Annotated in this window: 19 protein-coding genes; 14 read left to right on the forward strand and 5 right to left on the reverse strand. The window is 47.4% G+C overall.

The window, feature by feature from the left end; translation table 11 throughout:
• Window positions 1–37 precede the first annotated feature (37 nt).
• Window positions 38–1,702 carry an L-aspartate oxidase gene (gene nadB, locus KO518_RS08580; protein WP_371742282.1) on the reverse strand — a complete coding sequence of 555 codons (1,665 nt, stop codon included), beginning with the start codon at window positions 1,700–1,702 and terminating at the stop codon, window positions 38–40.
• Between the two features lie 218 nt (window positions 1,703–1,920).
• On the opposite strand from nadB, the gene rpoE reads away from it, so the two are divergent.
• The 10 genes from rpoE to KO518_RS08630 all read left to right on the forward strand — a co-directional run bounded on the left by rpoE (window position 1,921) and on the right by KO518_RS08630 (window position 10,640).
• The gene (rpoE, locus tag KO518_RS08585) at window positions 1,921–2,499 is read left to right on the forward strand and encodes an RNA polymerase sigma factor RpoE (protein WP_216025397.1); all 579 of its coding nucleotides are present in this window, start codon (window positions 1,921–1,923) and stop codon (window positions 2,497–2,499) included.
• Between the two features lie 97 nt (window positions 2,500–2,596).
• Complete coding sequence (locus KO518_RS08590) at window positions 2,597–3,187, forward strand: sigma-E factor negative regulatory protein (protein ID WP_216025398.1); 591 nt, start codon at window positions 2,597–2,599, stop codon at window positions 3,185–3,187.
• Window positions 3,188–3,193: 6 nt separating this feature from the next.
• A complete protein-coding gene (locus tag KO518_RS08595; RefSeq protein WP_216025399.1) occupies window positions 3,194–4,270 on the forward strand; it encodes a MucB/RseB C-terminal domain-containing protein in 1,077 nt (358 codons plus the stop codon).
• Window positions 4,263–4,727, forward strand: coding sequence for a SoxR reducing system RseC family protein (locus tag KO518_RS08600; RefSeq protein WP_216025400.1), 465 nt, complete (start codon window positions 4,263–4,265; stop codon window positions 4,725–4,727). The genes KO518_RS08595 and KO518_RS08600 overlap by 8 nt, the downstream gene beginning before the upstream one ends.
• Before the next feature lie 180 nt (window positions 4,728–4,907).
• On the forward strand, window positions 4,908–6,704 hold the full coding sequence (lepA, locus tag KO518_RS08605) for a translation elongation factor 4 (RefSeq protein WP_216025401.1): 1,797 nt from the start codon (window positions 4,908–4,910) through the stop codon (window positions 6,702–6,704).
• The gene (gene lepB / locus KO518_RS08610; protein WP_216025402.1) at window positions 6,704–7,606 is read left to right on the forward strand and encodes a signal peptidase I; all 903 of its coding nucleotides are present in this window, start codon (window positions 6,704–6,706) and stop codon (window positions 7,604–7,606) included. Before lepA ends, lepB begins: the two co-directional genes overlap by 1 nt.
• Complete coding sequence (gene rnc / locus KO518_RS08615) at window positions 7,606–8,295, forward strand: ribonuclease III (protein ID WP_216025403.1); 690 nt, start codon at window positions 7,606–7,608, stop codon at window positions 8,293–8,295. The genes lepB and rnc overlap by 1 nt, the downstream gene beginning before the upstream one ends.
• Window positions 8,282–9,193 (forward strand): GTPase Era, encoded by a 912-nt coding sequence (gene era / locus KO518_RS08620; protein ID WP_216025404.1) that lies wholly within the window; start codon window positions 8,282–8,284, stop codon window positions 9,191–9,193. The genes rnc and era overlap by 14 nt, the downstream gene beginning before the upstream one ends.
• Window positions 9,194–9,221: 28 nt before the next feature.
• Complete coding sequence (gene pdxH / locus KO518_RS08625; RefSeq protein WP_216025405.1) at window positions 9,222–9,860, forward strand: pyridoxamine 5'-phosphate oxidase; 639 nt, start codon at window positions 9,222–9,224, stop codon at window positions 9,858–9,860.
• A gap of 9 nt (window positions 9,861–9,869) precedes the next feature.
• Complete coding sequence (locus KO518_RS08630) at window positions 9,870–10,640, forward strand: TatD family hydrolase (protein ID WP_216025406.1); 771 nt, start codon at window positions 9,870–9,872, stop codon at window positions 10,638–10,640.
• On the opposite strand, the gene KO518_RS08635 is transcribed toward KO518_RS08630, so the two are convergent.
• Window positions 10,613–11,266, reverse strand: a complete 654-nt coding sequence (locus KO518_RS08635) for a hypothetical protein (RefSeq protein WP_216025407.1) — start codon at window positions 11,264–11,266, stop codon at window positions 10,613–10,615. The two genes, KO518_RS08630 and KO518_RS08635, sit on opposite strands and share 28 nt — an antisense overlap.
• 141 nt (window positions 11,267–11,407) lie before the next feature.
• On the opposite strand from KO518_RS08635, the gene serB reads away from it, so the two are divergent.
• Complete coding sequence (gene serB / locus KO518_RS19905; RefSeq protein ID WP_371742276.1) at window positions 11,408–12,418, forward strand: phosphoserine phosphatase SerB; 1,011 nt, start codon at window positions 11,408–11,410, stop codon at window positions 12,416–12,418.
• A 27-nt stretch (window positions 12,419–12,445) separates the two neighbouring features.
• On the opposite strand, the gene KO518_RS08645 is transcribed toward serB, so the two are convergent.
• Window positions 12,446–14,974, reverse strand: coding sequence for a PilZ domain-containing protein (locus KO518_RS08645; protein WP_216025408.1), 2,529 nt, complete (start codon window positions 14,972–14,974; stop codon window positions 12,446–12,448).
• 159 nt (window positions 14,975–15,133) lie between these two features.
• On the opposite strand from KO518_RS08645, the gene radA reads away from it, so the two are divergent.
• Window positions 15,134–16,498 (forward strand): DNA repair protein RadA, encoded by a 1,365-nt coding sequence (gene radA, locus KO518_RS08650; RefSeq protein ID WP_216025409.1) that lies wholly within the window; start codon window positions 15,134–15,136, stop codon window positions 16,496–16,498.
• Here radA and KO518_RS08655 read toward each other — a convergent pair.
• Together KO518_RS08655 and ettA are read right to left on the reverse strand one after the other, a co-directional pair.
• Complete coding sequence (locus tag KO518_RS08655; RefSeq protein WP_216025410.1) at window positions 16,465–16,899, reverse strand: PilZ domain-containing protein; 435 nt, start codon at window positions 16,897–16,899, stop codon at window positions 16,465–16,467. The genes radA and KO518_RS08655 overlap by 34 nt on opposite strands.
• 134 nt (window positions 16,900–17,033) lie before the next feature.
• Complete coding sequence (gene ettA / locus KO518_RS08660) at window positions 17,034–18,701, reverse strand: energy-dependent translational throttle protein EttA (RefSeq protein WP_216025411.1); 1,668 nt, start codon at window positions 18,699–18,701, stop codon at window positions 17,034–17,036.
• Window positions 18,702–18,919: 218 nt separating this feature from the next.
• Here ettA and lpxD point away from each other — a divergent pair, with 218 nt between their 5' ends.
• Both lpxD and glyA read left to right on the forward strand, forming a co-directional pair.
• Window positions 18,920–19,948: a UDP-3-O-(3-hydroxymyristoyl)glucosamine N-acyltransferase gene (lpxD, locus tag KO518_RS08665; RefSeq protein WP_216025412.1), complete on the forward strand. Its 1,029-nt coding sequence runs from the start codon at window positions 18,920–18,922 to the stop codon at window positions 19,946–19,948.
• A gap of 191 nt (window positions 19,949–20,139) precedes the next feature.
• A complete protein-coding gene (gene glyA / locus KO518_RS08670; RefSeq protein ID WP_216025413.1) occupies window positions 20,140–21,396 on the forward strand; it encodes a serine hydroxymethyltransferase in 1,257 nt (418 codons plus the stop codon).
• Window positions 21,397–21,461: the final 65 nt, after the last annotated feature.

Genomic DNA, 21,461 nt, shown 5'->3' on the forward strand with positions numbered 1-21,461 from the left:
TCCACCAGGCAACAAATCGTAAATGAGAATCCGGGTCTCAGGAAGTACCTAATGTACCCGGTTCTGTTTGTTGCTTTTGATGGTTGGGGATGAGCATGCTGACCTTGGGCTCAGGCAGAAGATTTGGGTAGTCTAGGTTGTAATGTAAACCGCGACTTTCTTTGCGCTGCATAGCACAGCGAACAATTAATTCTGCTACTGTGACCAGATTCCTCAACTCCAACAGGTTGTTGCTGACTCTGAAATGGGCGTAGTATTCCTGAATTTCCTGGCTTAACAATTGTATTCGGCGCAACGCTCGCTCCAGCCTTTTATTGGTCCTAACAATACCCACGTAGTCCCACATAAATAGTCGCAACTCATGCCAGTTGTGCTGAATAATCACCTCTTCGTCTGAATCGGTGACTTGCGACTCATCCCAGGGCAAGATGGTTTCCTCTTCACAGGGGTCGTTGAGGTGCTTTAGAATGTGTTTTGCGGCGGCCGCGGCATAAACAACACACTCTAACAAGGAGTTTGACGCCATGCGGTTTGCCCCGTGTAAGCCCGTATAGGCCACTTCGCCAATGGCATAAACATTCTCAATATCTGTTCGGGCGTTAAAGTCTGTTACCACGCCACCGCAACTATAGTGCGCCGCAGGTACCACAGGTATAGGCTGTTTGGTAATGTCGATGCCAATTGAGCGACATTTTCGGTAGATATTCGGAAAGTGCTTGACGATAAACTCTGCGGGTTTATGGCTGATATCCAGGTACATACAATCTGCACCAAGGCGTTTCATTTCGTAATCAATAGCCCGGGCCACAATATCCCGTGGCGCGAGATCCGCACGCTCATCGAAGCGATGCATAAAGGGCGTGCCGTCTCGGTGACACAATTTTGCTCCTTCCCCCCGCAATGCCTCGGTAATGAGGAAGTTGCGCGCCTGTGGATGGTACAGGCAGGTCGGATGAAACTGATTAAACTCCATATTCGCAACCCGGCAACCCGCTCGCCATGCCATGGCGATACCATCGCCACTGGACACATCCGGGTTGGATGTGTACTGATAAACCTTACTGGCGCCACCGGTAGCCAGTACGATAAAGCGGGCCTTAATGACTTCCACATGAGAGCGGGTTAGGTTCCACACGTAAACTCCGGTACAACGGCCATTGTCTTTTTGTGACTTTACTAAATCGATGGCGTTATAACGTTCGAGAAAACGTATATTTGGATGCGCAGTTACGGCATCATTTAACGTAATTTGCAGCGCTTCTCCGGTGGCGTCAGCAGCGTGCAATATTCGACGATGACTGTGCCCGCCTTCCCGGGTCAGATGAAAACGCTCTTTGCCTTTCTCGTCCGTCTCGGTATCGAAAGGGACGCCACGCTCAATAAGCCAGTTCAAAGCTGGTTTGGCATTTTCGGCCGTAAAGCGCACGGCTTTTTCTTCACACAACCCTGCACCGGCGTTGAGAGTGTCAGCTACGTGAGCTTCTACTGAGTCATGCTCATCGAACACGGCGGCAATGCCGCCTTGAGCATAGCGGGTAGACCCCTCATTGCGGTCACTCTTACTTAAAACGAGTACACTGCAATGGTCTGCCATTTTTAACGCGAGACTCAGACCGGCGGCACCGCTGCCGACGATAAGCACATCACACTGATGTTGTATATCCTGAGATGGTGGCGTGTGAATTGAAGCCTCTGATGTCATAATTTGCATACTTGCTCTGGTAGGCTAACGTTCGGCAAGTCTAAAGGATGAAAGCAAAAAGGCAAAGACCCCTGTTTATTTACTGAGTATTTTTCTGCCATTTATTGATAAAATGTCATATGGCCGCACTTTTTTAAGAACTTTTTAGATTCAAAACGGTCTACTGGTAGCTTGCATGAGCTGTTTTATGTAGTAGATGTTAAGGAGAAATGGCTCGAATGAGCGAGCAGATTACCGATCAACAAATTGTTGAAAAGGTCCAACAAGGTGATAAAAATGCATTCAATTTGCTGGTAACCCGTTATCAGCACAAAGTTATGCATCTCGTTTCCCGATATGTAAAGAACTCGGGTGATGTTGCAGATGTTACGCAGGATGCATTTATTAAAGCCTATCGGGCATTACCGAATTTTCGCGGCGACAGTGCGTTTTACACATGGTTGTATCGCATTGCCGTAAATAGTGCGAAAAATTACCTAGTGGCCCAAGGTCGAAAACCGCCGGCAAGTGACGTTGATGCAGAAGAAGCAGATTATTACGAGGGGAGTGATGCACTTAAAGAGCAATCGACTCCGGAAAGAAGTTTGTTATCAGAAGAGCTCGAAGCGACCCTTTTTAGGGTAGTGGAAAAGTTGCCGGACGATTTGCGAATGGCCATCACGTTGCGGGAAATAGAAGGTCTGAGCTACGAAGAAATTGCCAGTGTTATGAGCTGCCCGGTTGGCACAGTTCGATCGCGGATCTTCCGTGCACGAGAAGCAATTGATAAAGTAATACAGCCGATGTTGGAAAATTGATTATTTTTTCACGACGAAATTGAACTTTTCTGAGATGAAATGAACTAATAAGCTGTGATAGGGTAGTTATCGATCGTTTGGATCAGGATTTTATAATATGACGCAACAGCAAGAAAAATTGTCCGCCTTCATGGATGGCGAGACACACAGTGCAGATATCATGGATGACATTCTCCGTGATGAAGCGCTGAAAACAAAGTGGCAGCGATATCATGTTATTCGCAGTGGTTTGAGAAAAGAAGCCACCGTGGCCCCGAATATGGATATAACCGCAGCAGTTGCTGAAGCGTTAGCCGATGAACCCACGGTTATGGCGCCTAAACCTTCCCGCTGGCGTTCGCTTCCACTGGTGGGCAATGTCGTTCCCTTCGCTAAACAAGGTGGGCAGTTCGCCGTTGCAGCATCTGTTGCCGTGGCCGTTGTTCTCGGTGTTCAGCAAATGAATAAGCCAGAAGCCACGGAACCGTTCTCAACGTTTGAAACCCGTGCCCAGTTTGGCGGTATGGCACCGGTGAGTCTTGAGCAAACGCGAACACTACCGAGAAATGACATGGACATGGTACTGGAGAAAAAGCGTAAAATTAACGCGTTAATAGCAGACCATGAACAACAAGTTAAACTTAAGCAGGCTGAAGAAGAGTTAACGTCGACAGATAAAACTGAAGATACTGGGTCTGCACCAAATTAATAGCAAATGAAAATTAACTATGTAAATTTCGTACCAGCCTTTGTAGGGCTGGTACGTTTGTTTCTGGGATGGGCTGTTTTAGTTGCAGCAGTTGCTAACGCTGCACAGATCGGCATCGAACCTTCATCTGAGGCATCTGCGGATAGTCAGGCGCAATCCCCTCAGGGCAATCATGCTGAAGTATCGCCCCAATCGGCAGGTGCTTGGCTGGCGAAATTGTCAGATGCTGCCCAGAACTTAAACTTCGAAGTGGCTTTTGTGGTGAGTCGTATCAACAATGAAACTGTGCCGTATCTCTGGCGTCATGGCATTGTGGATGGCATTCAAATGGAACAACTCAACATGCAAAATGGGCCGGGCCGTGAACTCATTCGTGTTGACGACGTGGTGAGCGTATTTGAGCCCGACACTAGACCATACAGTTTACATTCCCGTGCCATTAGCGGTCCAATTCCTTTTGAGCTTTTATATTCTCCTGAATCATTGGCAGAAGGTTACGCCTTTGTCGAAGTTGGGCGGGCCCGCGTGGCAGGCCGGCCTGCTCAGCAGTTGCGGGTAGTGAGTCGCGACAATACCCGTTTTAGTTATCAGTTGTGGCTGGATGAAGCCACTGGTATGTTGTTAAAACTCAATACCTTAGATTTACAAGGTAACATGCTTGAGCAGATCCAGGTCACGGCGATGAACATTACCGACACTGCGCCTAGTTATTTCTCTAAAGTAAACCGACACTCGTTACCCGAGCCTTTGGCATTATCTGTTAGCAGCGCCCCTCCACAGCATTGGGTAGTTGAATATTTACCAGAGGGTATGAAAGAGATAAAACAGGATGTGCGTCGTCTGGCACTGACCGGGCAAGTTGTGGAGTACAAGCTGTTTTCTGACGGTCTGGTGGATGTATCGGTATATGTTCAACCGGCAGAAGACGCGGTAGGCTCCGATTTAGTGCTGCGGCATGAACTGAGTACTTTTCTTACCCTTACCGATGGCAAAGTTCAGGTGACTGTAGTTGGGGAAATTCCACTTCAGACTGCAAATGCGATAGCGACGTCATTGCGACTTAAGAGCAAGAGTAATGATTAAAGAGTCAGCCGTTGTTGTAGCGGTGCAAGGTGATGAAGTAACGGTGGAAGCTGCAGTTAAAACAACCTGTTCTACCTGCCAGGCGCAATCAGAATGTGGCACAGGTGCTATCTCCAGAGCCATGTCCCCCCGCACCCAACGGTTAACCCTTCATTCTCCCGTGCCATGTCACGTAGGGCAGTTAGTCACTATTGGCGTACCTGAAGCCGGCATCATGTCAGCGTCAGCGTGGTTGTACGTAGTACCGCTAGTGGTTTTACTAACCAGTGCAATTATCTTTGATGCGTTATTGCCTGTTGCAGGTTTCGTAAACGAGCTATGGACGTTAGCCTGCAGTGCAATCATTACCTTTATCACTTTTGTCGTGATCTCTGGTTTTCTTAAACGGGCGGATACGACCAAATATAAACCCGTCATTCTCACCGCAATCTCCCATTCTACGGCGCCCGAAAGGTAAGTTGACCCGTTTGACTGGTTAATCAGCAGAGAATGTGTGCGGATATTCGCTTTTCGCCGAAGAAATAGGTAAAATCCGCTCGCTTTGTGATGCCGTATTATTCTGGCATTCGGCATTGTGGTCCAGGGCGACTTCCCTGGTTTTATTGTTTATCTATATCGCAGGACACTTTCCAGCACTATGCAACAGTCGCACATAAGAAATTTCTCCATTATAGCCCACATAGACCACGGGAAATCCACGTTGTCGGATCGCCTCATCCATCATTGTGGGGGGCTTACTGATCGGGAAATGGCGGAACAGGTGCTCGACTCTATGGATTTGGAAAGAGAGCGCGGCATAACCATTAAAGCGCAAAGCGTAACGCTAAATTATACCGCCCGGAATGGCGAAACTTACCAATTGAATTTCATTGATACACCGGGACACGTGGATTTTACCTACGAGGTTTCCCGTTCCCTGGCAGCCTGTGAAGGTGCTTTGCTGGTAGTGGATGCCGGTCAGGGAGTAGAGGCGCAGACACTGGCAAACTGCTATACCGCCATTGATATGGATATGGAAGTTGTGCCCATTCTGAATAAAATAGACCTCCCTCAGGCTGAACCTGAGCGAGTAGCTGAAGAAATCGAAGACATTGTAGGGATTGACGCTATTGATGCTGTGCGCTGTTCTGCTAAAACCGGCGTGGGCATTGAAGATGTTTTGGAAGTGATTGTCAATCGTGTTCCTCCTCCAGAGGGAGAGCGTAAAGCGCCCCTCAAAGCTCTCATTGTGGATTCTTGGTTTGACAACTATCAAGGCGTTGTGTCGTTGGTCAGAATTGTTGAAGGCGAATTGAACGTCAAAGACAAGATCAAAATTATGTCAAATGGGCAGACACACCAGGCTGACAAAGTCGGTATTTTCACACCCAAACAAACGGATACTGGCGTATTGCGTGCAGGCGAAGTGGGGTTTGTTATTGCCGGCATTAAGGAAATCCACGGTGCACCTGTGGGTGACACCATTACCCTGGCACGAGACCCTGCAGAAAAAGCACTGCCTGGTTTTAAAAAGGTTAAACCACAGGTTTACGCCGGTGTTTTCCCGGTAAGCTCGGACGATTACGAAGACTTCCGCGATGCGTTGTCGAAGTTGAGCCTCAATGATGCGTCACTGTTTTATGAGCCGGAAAGTTCGGCGGCACTGGGCTTCGGTTTCCGGATTGGCTTTTTGGGCATGTTGCATATGGAGATCATACAGGAGCGCCTGGAAAGAGAATATGATCTCGATTTGATCACTACGGCTCCTACAGTAATCTATCAGGTGGTCACCACCAAAGGGGAAACGGTACAGGTAGACAATCCTTCGAATCTGCCGCCCGTGAATGATATTGACGAAATTCACGAACCTGTGGTGGAAGCAAATATTCTGGTACCACAGGAGTTTTTGGGTAACGTGATTACTCTTTGTGTCGAAAAGCGCGGTGTACAAACTGCGATGACGTATCATGGAAAGCAAGTTGCTGTTACTTATGAACTACCCATGGCGGAAGTAGTAATGGATTTCTTTGACAGATTGAAGTCAACCAGTCGCGGTTTTGCCTCACTGGACTACAATTTTAAAAAATTCCAGCAGTCTGACATGGTTCGCGTTGATATCCTGATCAACGGTGAGCGGGTAGATGCCCTTGCTATGATCACGCACCGGGAAAACAGTCAGGGGCGTGGAAGGGAATTGGTTGAAAAACTCCGGGAGCTCATTCCTCGTCAAATGTTCGATATTGCTATCCAAGCGGCCATTGGCAATCACATTATAGCAAGGAGCACGGTGAAGCAGCTGCGCAAGAACGTTATTGCGAAATGTTACGGCGGTGACGTAAGCCGTAAGAAAAAGCTGCTTCAAAAACAAAAAGAAGGGAAAAAGCGGATGAAGCAGGTGGGGAACGTCGAACTTCCTCAGGATGCCTTCCTTGCTGTTCTCAAGGTAGGTAAGTAATGGCAAATTATTTTTCGATATTATTGGTTATCCTTACATTGGTCACAGGTTTCATCTGGTTGCTGGATTCACTTTTGTGGGCGCCTGCTCGTAAAAGCCAGGCCAGTGACAGTGCGGCACTCCCTGAAGCTGCTGAGAGCAGTCAGCAGTTGCCTTGGCTGGTAGATACCTCGCAACAAATATTTCCAGTGATCGCCTTTGTATTGGTATTGCGTTCATTTCTTTATGAACCTTTTCAAATTCCTTCCGGTTCAATGATGCCCACTTTGTTGGTCGGTGATTTTATACTTGTAGAAAAATATGCCTATGGCTTAAAAGATCCGGTTTTTCGTACCAAATTTGTGGAAACCGGAGCGCCGGAACGCGGTGATGTAGTGGTGTTCAAATACCCGGAAGACACAAATATTGACTATATTAAGCGGGTGGTTGGGTTACCCGGAGATACCGTGGTGTATCAGAATAAGCAGATCTTTATTAAGCCCCACTGTGAATCTGGGGGCAGTGATTGCCCACAACTAGCACCTGTGACTTTGACGTTTAAGGAACGTGGTGAATTTGTCCAGGATATGGTGCCCCTATTGCGCTACAGTGAGCAACTTGGAGATGTGGAGCACGATATCTTGCGCAATCCTGGCAGATCTATTCCCAGTAGTGCGTTCTACACACAACCCGGCACGAGAAGCAATGAATGGATAGTGCCGGAAGGTCAGTATTTTGTGTTGGGCGATAACCGTGAAAACAGTCGCGATAGCCGTTTTTGGGGCTTTGTACCAGATGAGAATCTGGTAGGAAAAGCGGTTGCTATCTGGATAAGTTTTGAATTCGAAAGAAGTCCGGACAGTTGGTTACCCAGTTGGATTCCCACAGGCGTGCGATTTGATCGAGTAGGTGGCATTCAATAATGCAGGGTATTGATAAATATGCCCGCTTGAGCAAGCTACTCGGTTATCGGTTTAACGATACTGAGTTGCTGCAACAAGCGCTGACCCATCGCAGTGCTGCAAAAAAGCATAACGAGCGCCTCGAGTTTTTGGGTGATGCTGTGTTGGGAATGGTTATTGCCGATGCACTCTATACGCGTTTTCCTTCTGTACCAGAAGGAAAACTCACTCGCATGCGCTCAACCCTGGTTAAGGGGGATACCCTGGCAGAGATGGCGAAAGAAGCGGGAGTGGGCGAGTTGCTGAAACTCGGGCAAGGTGAACTCAAAAGTGGCGGTCACCGCCGTAGTTCAATATTAGCGGATGCTGTTGAAGCCATTCTAGGTGCCATTTATTTGGATGCAGGCATTGAAACGGTACGCCGGGTTATTCTTGCTCTGTGGGCTGGGCGAATTGATAATTTAGACCCCAATGAACATCCAAAGGATAGTAAAACCCGGTTGCAAGAATATCTACAATCCCGTCGTGAACCCCTTCCTGTTTATGAAGTGGTGGAGATAAGCGGTAAGGATCACGCTCAGACGTTTCGGGTGAGTTGTTTTGTCTCACAATTGAAAAAGCCGGTAACGGGAGTGGGAAATAGTCGACGAAAAGCCGAGCAACAAGCTGCTAGAGAAACACTAGAGAGGCTCGAAAATGCAACACAGTGATGAGACCATTACACATTGTGGCCTGGTAGCCATTGTAGGCCGGCCGAATGTGGGTAAATCCACATTGCTCAATCGTTTGCTCGGGCAAAAGGTCAGTATTACTTCCCGTAAACCACAAACAACGCGCCATCGTATTTTGGGGATCGACACTGAAGATAACGTTCAAGCCGTGTTTGTTGATACGCCTGGGCTTCATCAGGACGAAAAGCGTGCGATAAATCGTTATATGAATCGGGCCGCTTCCAGTTCTTTAGCTGAAGTGGGCCTCGTATTGTTTGTCGTTGAAGGTACTCGTTGGACAGATGAAGACACAATGGTACTTGAAAAGGTCAAGCAAAGCCGGCTACCCAGTTTTCTGGTAATAAATAAAGTCGATAAAGTAGAGGATAAGTCTGCGTTGATGGCGCAGATACAAAATCTGTCTGCGTTACACCACTTTGAACATATTTTCCCCGTGAGCGCGAAAAACGGTAAACAGGTTGACGCCCTTAGAGAGACTGTTCGGAAAACTTTGCCAGAAAGCGAATTCTACTTTCCTGAAGACTACATTACTGATCGTTCGAGCCGCTTTATGGCTGCTGAAATTATCAGGGAAAAGCTTATGCGTTTTACCGGGGATGAACTGCCTTATTCTACTACGGTAGAAATTGAGCAGTTCAAGCTGATGGAAAATGGCGTGTACAGAATTAACGGTTTAATCCTAGTAGAACGGGAAAGCCAAAAGCGGATGATTATCGGCAAGGCCGGCACGCACATTAAAACTATTGGTGAACAGGCGCGAAAAGATATGGAAAACCTGTTCGACAATAAGGTATTTCTCGAACTTTGGGTAAAAGTAAAACAGGGATGGGCGGACGACGACCGCGCGCTGCGATCATTGGGCTATAACGACGATTAATCTCATTGGGCAAGATTAGGGAGAAGGTATGTCTCTTTCAGATATGCGAAGACAATACTCCATGGGAAAACTGTCAGAAACATCACTGACTGATAACCCGATAGCAATGTTCAAAACCTGGCTTCAAGATGCCATTGAGGCAAACATACCCGATCCCACAGCCATGACCGTTGCCACCGTAGACGAACAAGGCCAGCCGTCACAGCGCATTGTTCTGCTAAAAGACGTCAGCGACAAAGGCTTTTTATTTTATACGAATTTAGGTAGCCGAAAGGCAAAAGAACTCGCAGGCAATCACCGTATTTCTCTTCATTTTCCATGGTTTTTTATGGAACGACAGGTGAGAGTGTGTGGCATAGCTGAAAAACTTAGTGCGGCAGAAAATGCCAAGTACTTTTTTTCCCGTCCTAAAGATAGTCAGTTAGCAGCATTCGCGTCTAGGCAAAGTCAGCCTATTGCAACCCGGGAATTGCTGATGACCCAATTTCATCAACTCAAAGCAAAGTTCGCCAACAAAGAATTACCCGTTCCTGATTTCTGGGGAGGCTATCGCGTGGTTCCTCATCAGATTGAATTTTGGCAGGGTGGTGAAGACAGGCTTCACGATCGGTTTGAGTTTAATCTCGATACCGATGGTAACTGGTCTTCCCAGCGGCTCATGCCATAAGTAATTCCCGTGATTGACAGCCATTGTCACCTCGACTTACCCGCTTTCCGCGATGACTTAGACGCTGTAGTTAAAAAGGCGCGGGAGCTAGGCGTAAAGGGGTTTCTTGTTCCTGGAACCACTGCACAAGGGTGGCAAAGACAACTGGCCATCCAGGCTCAGTATCGGGAGGTATTTTTGGCTTTCGGTTGGCATCCGTGGTTTCTCCCAGGATCTATATCTTCAGGCTTAAAGACGTTGGCGGAGGTCGTTTCTAAACACCGGGAGCACATTGTCGCCATAGGGGAAATTGGGCTGGATGCCACGGTTGACATTCCTATGCAGATCCAGGAAAACTGGCTGTTAGAACAGTTGAACCTTGCGCAGGCGTACAAACTGCCAGTCATCCTTCATCAGTTGAAAACGCATCACAGGTTGCCTGCATTAATTAAACAAAGTGGCTTTTCTTACGGCGGTGTAATTCACGCGTACTCGGGTAACACTCTTATGGCCACAAAGTATATTGAGCTGGGCTTTAAATTGGGTATCGGAGGCACCATTACCTACCCGAGAGGAGGTAAAACCCGTGAAGCTTTGCGTTCAATAGGGTTGGCGTCGCTGTTGCTCGAAACCGATGCTCCTGATATGCCCATGTGTGGTTTCCAGGGAGAGCGAAATGAACCTGCCAGGTTGGGGCAGATAGTAAAGGTGATGAGCGATTTATTTGACGTAGGTGAACGTGAAATTATTGATAAGACTACGGACAATTTCTATCAATTATTTGGCCGTCTCCCTGCATAAACTGCCTCTTTAAGTGCACGTTTTACGTAAGGCCAGGAAGGGCGATAGCGAATAATTGCCAGCTCACCGAACCCACCACTAATTATACTGAGCAAAACAACCAATAATATCAACCTCATATGAATTGTGAGCAGCGGGTGAAGCTGTGCAAGTCTGGTTTGTACATCGATATTCAGTTGCAACATCCCCAAGGTGTTCCCGTTTTGTGTGGTGATAGGAGTCATGAGTGTTTGAGCCGGCGCGACATGTTGATTCAGGTAACTGACACTGTTCCACGAAGCCACTGATGAGTATACCTTTTGCCCGTCAACACGATAAACGATGACACTTAATACGTTATCTGTCTTCGCGATGGTGTCTGCCATTCTCTCAATTTCTTTGGTGTTGTTTTGTGCCATTGGAATACTGAGAAACCGGGCAGATTGCTGTGCCAAACTTATTGCGGGCTCTGCAACATAAAGGGATGGCAAGGCGTGGTTAACCGACCACATACGCCAGACGAGGATGCTTGCGCCGAAGAAAATACCTACGGCAATCGCCAGTTGGCAAGGTTTATGGTGGATCCATGCAAACCAATGCCTGCGCGGCTTTGGTGGCATATCCCAAGAAGAGGGTTTGTGTTGCATGTTTTGACTACCAACCACGAGAAAAAACGAAGAACAGAAACTTTATCACACAATACGCGAGGGCATAAATAACGCAAACACCGTTTGCCATTACTGTTCAATTCGTTAGGATATTGCTACTTTTAGTTTAAAGGTCATATTGTGTTAGACATTACCGTATCTTCAGAGTACAGCTATGCTGTTTTAGATCGTATTTTAGAAAAATATCCTAGTGGTGTGTGTTATGAAAACGGACGGTGGCGCGCCACAGAAGCTAGCGGATCAGAATACACCGGCTGGGAGCTAACCATCAGTGCTCCAGCATTGTCGTTGTATCAGCTGGAAAAGATTTTTACCGCATTGCAGCCGTCGCTGGAAATTATTTGTGTTCAACGTCACTCACTACATGGTGTATTCCATGAAGGAGTAGTGTGTTGTGCCGTGCAGCTAAACTGTGACGCCAATCTCAACGACACGTTAGAAACCCTGGCACAACGATATCGCGTAGACATTGCACTTCAAAAGGATAAACCGTCGTTGTCAGCGGGCGGATTACTCGTAATGGATATGGACAGTACCGTTATTCAGATTGAGTGTATTGATGAAATAGCCAAATTGGCCGGGTTGGGTGACAAGGTCGCACAGGTCACGGCAAAGGCAATGCGCGGTGAGCTAGATTTTAATGAAAGCCTGCTTTCTCGGGTAGCCTGTCTCGCCGGTGTGCCGGTTGCGCAAATGCAGCAAATACGCGATGGCATTCCACTGATGCCCGGCCTGGTTAGCCTGATTACGATACTGAAAAAATACGGCTGGAAAATTGCTATCGCCTCAGGCGGTTTTACGTATTTCGCTGACCACTTGAAAGAACGCTTAGGGTTAGATGAGGCTTTTTCAAATACGCTGGAAGTGGATAATGGCCTGCTAACCGGCCGAGTGGTTGGCGATATTGTGAATGCACAGGCAAAGGCAGATATTGTAGGAGCACTGGCTCAAAAATGGGTAATCCCGATGTCGCAAACTGTGGCGATGGGCGATGGTGCAAACGACTTGCTTATGATGGGCAAAGCGGCGCTCGGTGTGGCTTGTCATGCAAAACCTTTGGTGAGAAAGAAAGCGGATACCGCCGTGCGCTTTGGGGGCCTGCATACGATGTTATATTTACTTGCTCGGTAACATTACCAGCATTATCTGCGCCTGGTGTTATTTGTCTAACAGTTGTTGCACTTGAGAAGCCGCCTGGCTAACCGATTGAGGCTGGCGGTTTTTCTCAATTACACTTCCATCGTATCCAAACCGCATTAGTACTTCACTGGTCATGTCAATTAAGTGTACCGACGTAGCAATACTCCAGATTTTCTCTTCCAATTCCCGCGCTTTGTGCAGCGCATACGTACTTACGTAGTTAAGTTCTGCCTGTAACATATCCATGTCGGGCTTACCGGTGGTAGTGAGTAGTACCTGAACAGCAATAAAGTGTCCTCTGGACAATGCATCGTTGATAAAACTTTTCCGGCTCTCGTCGTTGTTGAAACGGTTGTCTAAGTGGGGAAGAACAGCCAACCTGCTGCCTTGCTTACTGCTGTCATAGGCGATATAAAGTTCTTGCCTTATGGGCATGTTTTCCACGCGCATGGTTTTTATGCCTTGCTGAATAAGTGGTGTCTCAAGGTTTCTGTCTCTGAACAGAAATTCAACATTGACGAAACCATTATCAGTGTAGTGACTTGCTACGCGGTTTAATAGTGTATCCCGGTCGCCGATAACCGCCATCTCAGGGTGGTATTTGACTCCCGATTTGGCCAGTAAAAAAGCGAAATTTGGAGTATTTCTTGCGTTGATACAGCGCAAGGCGTGGCCGATCCCCGGCACGTCTTCTTCTTCCGGATAGGTCTTAAGGGACTGCTTGTTTTGTTTAATCAAGTGGTCAAAAAAGTTTTTGGCTAATTTTCCGGCTTCGCCCTCTGCTGCGCGCAAATGTAAAATATTTCTTTCGTCGTTATAATGAATCACTTCGTAAATAAGCCCAGTAACCACGTACTTATCGGTCATTTCCTGAAGCTTTGGAAATGAAATCTTGACTAGCGATCCGGTTTCGCCTAAAAACTCTCCGGCGATCTCTAATCGCAGCCCGGAAACTGATATGTCCTCGCTGATCCCAGCAACGGGTAACTCGTCATTGTAATTAGTGAGGGTTATAGGCGATCGCAATAGATACCGGGTTTCCATGCGTTGTTCCTGGAAGCGATACCGATATGGTTTTATGTTTGCTGGTGGCTTATTTCTTGGGTGAGCAAATACTCTCAAATGGGTGAGGTTGTTGCGATTAAATTTATACCGAGCGTATTGCCGTTGGCCGCTTTCAGACGTAACGTCAGTAATGTGCACGATATAACGCAGGCTTTTGAGTTTTCCCATGAGGCGGGCAGAAGGTGGTTGATTGAGCTTTTTCGCTTTACTACTTGCGTCACTGGGAATAGATAACGGCGTATATGCTTGATCCGGTGACATTGCGCTCATGGTTAGTTTGAATACTCGCCAACTCACTTTTCGTGAGCCAAAACCCAAATACACATTCTTCAGGACTTCTTTGTGATTCAATTCCTGAGCTGATGCAGAATAAAAATATACGGCACCATTTTGAATGTGTGTAAACGAATAAACATACATTTCTGGAAACCGCTGCATATTGGCTCTTAGCCATTGCAGGCGGGCGGGCTTGAGTAAGTACCCGAGGGTGATTTGCGCGGTTTCATCTTGCCAGTATGCCAAGGTTTCTGAGTTTACACTGTTGATCATGGCGTAGCAGGGAACCAAGGTATCCTTGGTTTCACTGAGAAAAACGGGCAGGGAAGCGCTGCAGGGAGATACATACAGTTCGGCCGTTTTGTTGATGATGGCATCAATCGTGTTAGCCAGGTTGACTTTGTAGCGACGCTTGTTACCGTGAATAAATTTTTGTAGAAATTTGTCAAAGGACGGTGAGGGAATTTGATTTTCTCGTTTGAGGATCAAATATTGATGACCTTTTTCAAATTTACTGGTAATAACTGAGTATGCGATGCCATTGCGCTTGTCCATGGCAAACTCATCTTCCAGGCCTCGAAAATAAACGTAGAGACGCTGATCTCGGGAAAACTGGAATTCTTTGGCTATTTTAAGGCGTAGACCTTCCATGGAAATATCCACGCTGCTCGCCTGATAACTATCGTGGTTTTCGTCCTGCACCTCGACAGCAATAGCGAAATTCATTCGCTCATGACTGCGGTGCGCGTACGACAACAGATTGACCGCAGGGATGGTATATTGATCGAGGGAGACAGTCTTACCAGTGTCGCTTGCCGCTCTTTGTTCGTCGGCCCCTTTTTTCTCTGCTATGTTTCGCATGACGCGGAAATTATTTTCCGTTGACATAACAGCTTCATAAACACCAAAACAATAATGGCCGAATATTTTTATCTGCTTTTTAAACTCAGTAATGGCGATATCGTCGAGGTAGTGCTTTCTGCTGTTATATTCGAATAGCTGACATTCTCCATCGACCTGACCGCGCAAATCTATAGAGCGCATACAAGGCTTAGCCATGCGTTTAAGTTCCATTTTAATTAGGAAGCGCTTTTCAGGTGGAACGTCCTGTGTGAGCTGAAGTAATACCTGGCTGAACTGTGGAGAGCTAATTGCAGGTTTTAATTGTTCTATTATTTCAGCGTATTGCTGTAGTTCTTTATCCATTGCAACCAGTTTTGTTGATCGGCATTACACTTGTGTTATCGGCAAGCATTTCAGAGTCTGCAATAAAATGCAAAAGTATATCTCGATTGCATTGCCAATATGCAGTAATTCGAATTTACGTGTAGAATACTCTGAAAAATCCCCTGTGAAAATAGTTATATGGCAAAACGCAAGACAGCTTATGTGTGTTCCGATTGTGGGGCAGAGTTTCCTCGCTGGCAGGGACAGTGCAGTGAATGTAAATCCTGGAACACCATTTCAGAGTTTGTCATATCCAGTGCGCGCACAGCGAAGTCTGCTCATACGGGATATGCTGGTCAGACAAACGCGAAAATCGAAACCCTAAATGCAATTGATTTAGAAGCTTTGCCCCGCTTTAGTTCAGGCTTTAGAGAACTCGACAGAGTACTGGGCGGAGGTATTGTTCCCGGTGCTGCTATGTTAATCGGCGGCTCGCCTGGCGCAGGTAAGAGTACCCTTTTACTCCAGGTAATGTGCAAGTTGGCGCAAAGTCGGGACGCCTTGTACGTAACCGGGGAAGAATCTTTACAACAGGTGGCAATGCGGGCCAAACGACTCGGGTTACCCGATGACAAGCTCATGATGCTGGCAGAAACAAACGTCGAAACAATTTGTGAATTGGCCTTGACCCGACAACCTAAATTGATGGTTATCGACTCCATTCAAGTAATGAACGTTGCAGACGTACAATCAGCGCCCGGCAGCGTATCACAAGTGCGGGAAAGCGCAGCGTATTTAACTCGATTCGCTAAGCAACACCATATCGCTATGTTTATTGTCGGTCACGTAACCAAAGACGGCAATCTCGCTGGCCCTAAAGTACTCGAACACTGTATCGATTCCTCCATGATGTTGGAAGGAGAGAGCGACGGTCGCTTTCGCACGCTGCGCAGCCATAAAAATCGCTTCGGTGCAGTGAATGAGTTAGGGGTCTTCGGCATGACCGAGAAGGGCCTCAAAGAAGTAAGTAATCCGTCTGCAATTTTTCTCAGCAGGGGAGAAAATCAATCGCCGGGTTCCAGCGTGATGGTAGTTTGGGAAGGGACGCGTCCCTTGTTGGTGGAAATTCAGGCGCTGGTGGATTATTCCCAAATGGCAAACCCCAGACGCATTGCTGTAGGTCTAGAACAAAACCGGCTAGCCATGCTCTTGGCAGTATTACACCGCCATGGTAATTTACAGATGAATGATCAGGACGTTTTTGTGAATGTCGTTGGTGGCGTTAAAGTCAATGAAACGGGTGCTGACCTGGCATTACTGATGGCTATGGTGAGTAGTTTTAAAAACATCCCTTTGCCCAAAGAGCTTATTGTCTTTGGTGAGGTGGGATTAGCGGGGGAAATTCGTCCTGTGCCCAATGGTACGGAGCGCATCACAGAAGCAGCGAAACACGGCTTTAAACGGGCCATTGTCCCAAAAGCTAATGCCCCCAAACAGCCGATAGCTGGCTTAGACGTTGTGCCGGTTTCTCACTTGTCGGAAGCCTTGGATGCTTTACCATAAATGGCGTCTATGAGTGATGACATGTCTTGTTCGCTGAGCTGATTATTACCACTGTTGAGATTGATTAAGCGACGCAACTCTGCGAGGCTGCCAACATCAATATGCGCTACTTTACAGCCCATGAAAACATGGGGCTTGCCTGGCGGCGACTGACGATAAAGTTGCGTCAGGTGTAGCGTAATTAACGGGCTATCGGGATTGACTTTAAACAAGACGCGATATGGGTCGTGGCTGTCGAAGGGAAGCATATCCAGCATAGTCTCCGCCGCGCTCAACCGGAGCCCTTGTAACGAGACATCTTCAATCGTTACCGGAATATGATCGCCGTGTATACCCAGTTCCCCAGGTACGCTTAGCTCGACTCTTTGAAATTGTCTTTTATCCACAGTGGTCTCATTCATTATTATGTCCCTCACTATTATTAGTGCAGGTAAAAGCCCTAGGTCAACTTACAGTTGCAAAAAATGTGTCTTAGTTCTGCCATTATTTCTTCACGATAAGAAAAACCCCGCGAGCGCGGGGTTTTATATTCTTGCTATTTAGACATCTTTTTGTATTTCAAACGGTGTGGCTCTACTACATCTTGACCAAATGTGGTTTTCAACCATGCAGCATATTCAGAATAGTTTCCTTCGAAGAAATTAATTTTTCCTTCGTCACGGTAATCCAAGATATGGGTAGCCACACGGTCGAGAAACCAGCGATCGTGAGAAATTACCATGGCACAACCGGGAAATTCCAGCAGCGCATTTTCCAGTGCTCGCAGTGTTTCAACGTCAAGGTCGTTGGTCGGTTCGTCAAGGAGCAGCATATTCCCGCCAGCCTTTAACAGTTTGGCGAGGTGAACACGGTTGCGTTCACCGCCGGACAGATCTTTAATGAATTTTTGCTGATCCGTGCCTCTGAAATTGAATCGACTGCAATAGGCGCGGCTATTAATTTCGAAGTTGCCAATACGAATGATGTCCTGTTCATCCGAAATTTCTTTCCACACGGTATTGTTTTCATTCATGTGGTCACGGAATTGCTCAACACTGGCTATGTGCACAGTATCGCCAATATCGATAGCACCTTTGTCTGGTGTTTCCTGACCGGAGAGCATTCGAAAGAGCGTGGATTTACCCGCGCCATTAGGACCGATAATACCAACGATAGCACCTTTGGGAACTGAGAAACTCAAGTCGTCGATAAGTACGCGATCGCCGTAGGATTTACTGAGGTGCTCAACGTCTACGACCTTATCACCCAAACGTTCGCCGGGTGGAATGAAGAGTTCGTTGGTCTCGTTGCGCTTTTGATAGTCAGAAGTGGACATTTCCTCAAAGCGGTTCATACGAGCCTTGGATTTGGCCTGACGACCTTTAGGGTTTGAGCGAACCCATTCCAGTTCCTGTTTCATTGATTTGACACGGGCATTTTCTGCGCGTTCTTCTTGCTCCAGGCGTTTTTCTTTCTGCTCCAGCCACGAAGAATAGTTGCCTTCCCATGGAATACCTTGTCCGCGGTCGAGTTCTAAAATCCAGCCAGCTACATTATCGAGGAAGTACCTGTCGTGGGTAATGGCGACAACAGTCCCTTCGTAATCGTGGAGGAAGCGCTCTAACCAGGCTACGGATTCAGCGTCGAGGTGGTTGGTAGGTTCGTCGAGCAAAAGCATTTCTGGCTTTTCTAACAATAAACGACACAGGGCAACACGACGGCGTTCACCTCCAGACAATGTGGAGACATTGGCGTCCCACGGTGGCAAACGCAGGGCATCGGCGGCACGTTCAAGGGCGTTGTCTAAATTGTGACCGTCTTTAGCCTGAATGATCGCTTCCAGCTCACCTTGCTCTTTGGCCAGTGCGTCGAAGTCAGCATCAGCTTCCGCGTAGGCCGCATATACTTCGTCAAGGCGGGTTAGTGCGTGTTTAACATCGGCAACGGCTTCTTCGATGTTGCCACGCACATCTTTCGTTTCGTCCAGCTTGGGTTCTTGAGGCAAATAGCCAATTTTCAGCCCGGGTTGTGGGCGTGCTTCACCCTCAATGTCGGTATCTACACCGGCCATAATGCGCAGCAGAGTCGATTTACCGGCACCGTTTAAACCCAGTACACCAATTTTGGCGCCGGGGAAGAAGCTCAAAGAGATATCTTTTAATATGTGTCTGTTGGGCGGTACGATTTTCCCCACCCGATGCATGGAATAGACGTATTGTGACATAAGCGTTGTAATGTCCTGATAAAATGAAAAGTAACCCAGGTATTTTACGCGCTTTTCCCATGAACTGGCTAGGGAAGTGCACAGAGAATTTGTTTTTTCGCTGCAAAAATCATCGTTGTCGTGTCAAATTAACAGTTTTTAGTGACAAGGGTCAGGACTACAAGAGGAATTTACAGTAGCATTAGCCCATGAGATTTTTTTAATTTACAGGTTCAACCATGACAGCACATTCCAGACGTTTCTTTACCCTGTCAGAACTGGCCGAACATACGGGTGGCACAGTAAGTGGTGATGGCAGTGTTAAGGTGAGCGGTGTGGGCACACTGGCCGGCGCAAAAGGTCATGAGATTTCATTTCTGACCAATATCAAGTACAAATCCCAGTTAGAAACCACATCAGCAGGCGCAGTTATTTTAAATGAAAAGACGGCTCCTGCGAGTCCCGTCCCTGCACTTATCCACGACAATCCCCATGCGGCATTTGCCCGGGTAGCGCAACTTTTTGACAACACACCGCCGGTGGCAGAAGGCATTGCAGATAGTGCAGTGGTGGCAGCGTCGGCATCAATTGGTGCCGACGTCTCTATTGGTCACAATGTGATCATAGAGGATAACGTGGTGTTAGGCGACAACGTCAGTATTGGCGCTAACAGTGTTATAGGCAAAGGAACTAGAATTGGACAGGGTTCCACAATATACCCTAACGTAACGATATACCACGATATTGCGGTAGGAAAGAGAGTAACCATTCACAGTCAGACTGTTATTGGTGCGGCTGGTTTTGGTTATGCTAATGACAAGGGGACCTGGCTACCTATTCCGCAAACCGGCAGTGTGATAATAGGAGATGACACACAAATCGGCGCGTCGAGTACTGTAGACCGGGGAGCCATTGAAGACACCGTTATCGGAAAAAATGTGATTATCGATAATCAGGTACAGGTTGGACATAATTGTATTATTGGCGATCATTCGTGTATTTGCGGAGCCACAGGTATCGCTGGTAGCTGTAGCATCGGTAAATACGTCATTATTGGCGGCGGCTGCGGCATCAATGGTCACATCTCCATATGCGACAACGTTCAGGTTACCGGGTATACCATGATTGTACAGGACATCACCGAGTCGGGGCTGTATTCGTCAGGGCAACCTGCAATGAAGAATCGCGACTGGCGTAAAGTGACAATTCGCACCAAGCAAATTGATGACTTGTTTAACCGAGTGAAGTTATTGGAAAAGCAACAATAGTGTAAGAAATATAATTTTTTCGATAGCTGGGATGAATCGCTGAGTGCAAACGGGGTTTGGGGATAAAAACATGTTTTCCCAGCTCCGATCTGTTGTCACAAGGCATAAAGCGGTATACATGTAGTCGAAAATGGCTAGAATATGCCTTCTTTTAGTTATAGCTATCCCCCAACGCAGTGTAAGGAGCCTCCATGTTACCTCGCGAAATGACGATTGCCGATTTTGACCCTGAACTGGCAGATGCCATGGCCAAAGAAAACGCACGTCAGGAACACCATATTGAATTGATTGCATCTGAAAACTATTGCAGCCCCCGCGTAATGGAAGCGCAGGGTTCCCAGTTGACAAATAAGTATGCTGAAGGTTATCCGGGTAAGCGTTATTACGGTGGTTGCGAGCACGTGGACGTGGTTGAGCAACTGGCCATCGATCGCGCAAAAGAACTGTTTGGAGCCCAATACGCTAACGTTCAGCCTCACTCGGGCTCACAAGCGAATGCGGCTGCTTTTATGGCCCTGTTAGACGCTGGTGATACTGTATTGGGCATGAGCCTGTCAGAAGGCGGTCACCTAACTCATGGGTCCCACGTTAATTTCTCCGGTAAAACCTACCATGCCATTCAGTATGGGTTGGACGAAGAAACGGGCGAAATCGATTATGATCAGGTGGAAGCTCTGGCGCTTGAGCACAAACCTAAAATGATCATTGGCGGTTTTTCTGCTTATTCTAAAGTTGTCGATTGGGCGCGCTTTCGGAAGATTGCCGATAAAGTAGGCGCATACCTGCTGGTGGATATGGCACACGTTGCAGGGCTTGTTGCTGCAGGTGTTTATCCTAACCCGCTTCCACACGCCCACGTGGTAACGACTACCACGCACAAGACTCTGGCTGGCCCAAGAAGTGGACTTATTTTGTCGTCTTGTGGTGATGAAACAATTTACAAAAAATTGAACAGCTCAGTTTTTCCTGGAAACCAAGGCGGACCCTTGTGTCACGTTATCGCTGGAAAGGCCGTGGCATTCAAGGAAGCGCTACAGCCCGAATTTAAAGCTTATCAACAGCAGGTTGTTAAAAATGCCAAGGCCATGGTTGCTGTTGTGCAGGCGCGTGGATACAAAGTGGTATCCGGAGGCACCGAGAATCACTTGTTCCTGCTTGACCTGATTGATAAAGATATCACAGGTAAAGATGCTGACGCGGCGCTGGGCCGAGCGAACATCACCGTGAATAAAAACTCAGTGCCCAAAGACCCCCGCTCACCGTTTGTCACCAGTGGTTTACGCATTGGTTCCCCTGCAATTACGCGCCGTGGCTTCGAAGAAGAGCAGGCGAAACAGGTTGCCACCTGGATTTGTGATATTTTGGACAATATGGGCGACGAAAGTGTCGTTGAACGCGTGCAAAGAGAAGTCGTTGCATTGTGTGAGCGGTTCCCGGTTTACGGCTAAGCCCGAATACTAAAAGAAAGTTACAGATGCCGTTGGTGTAGCAAACGCTACCTGACGGCTTTGTT

The organism is Aestuariibacter sp. A3R04, from assembly GCF_018860805.1.
Lineage (GTDB): Bacteria > Pseudomonadota > Gammaproteobacteria > Enterobacterales > Alteromonadaceae > Alteromonas.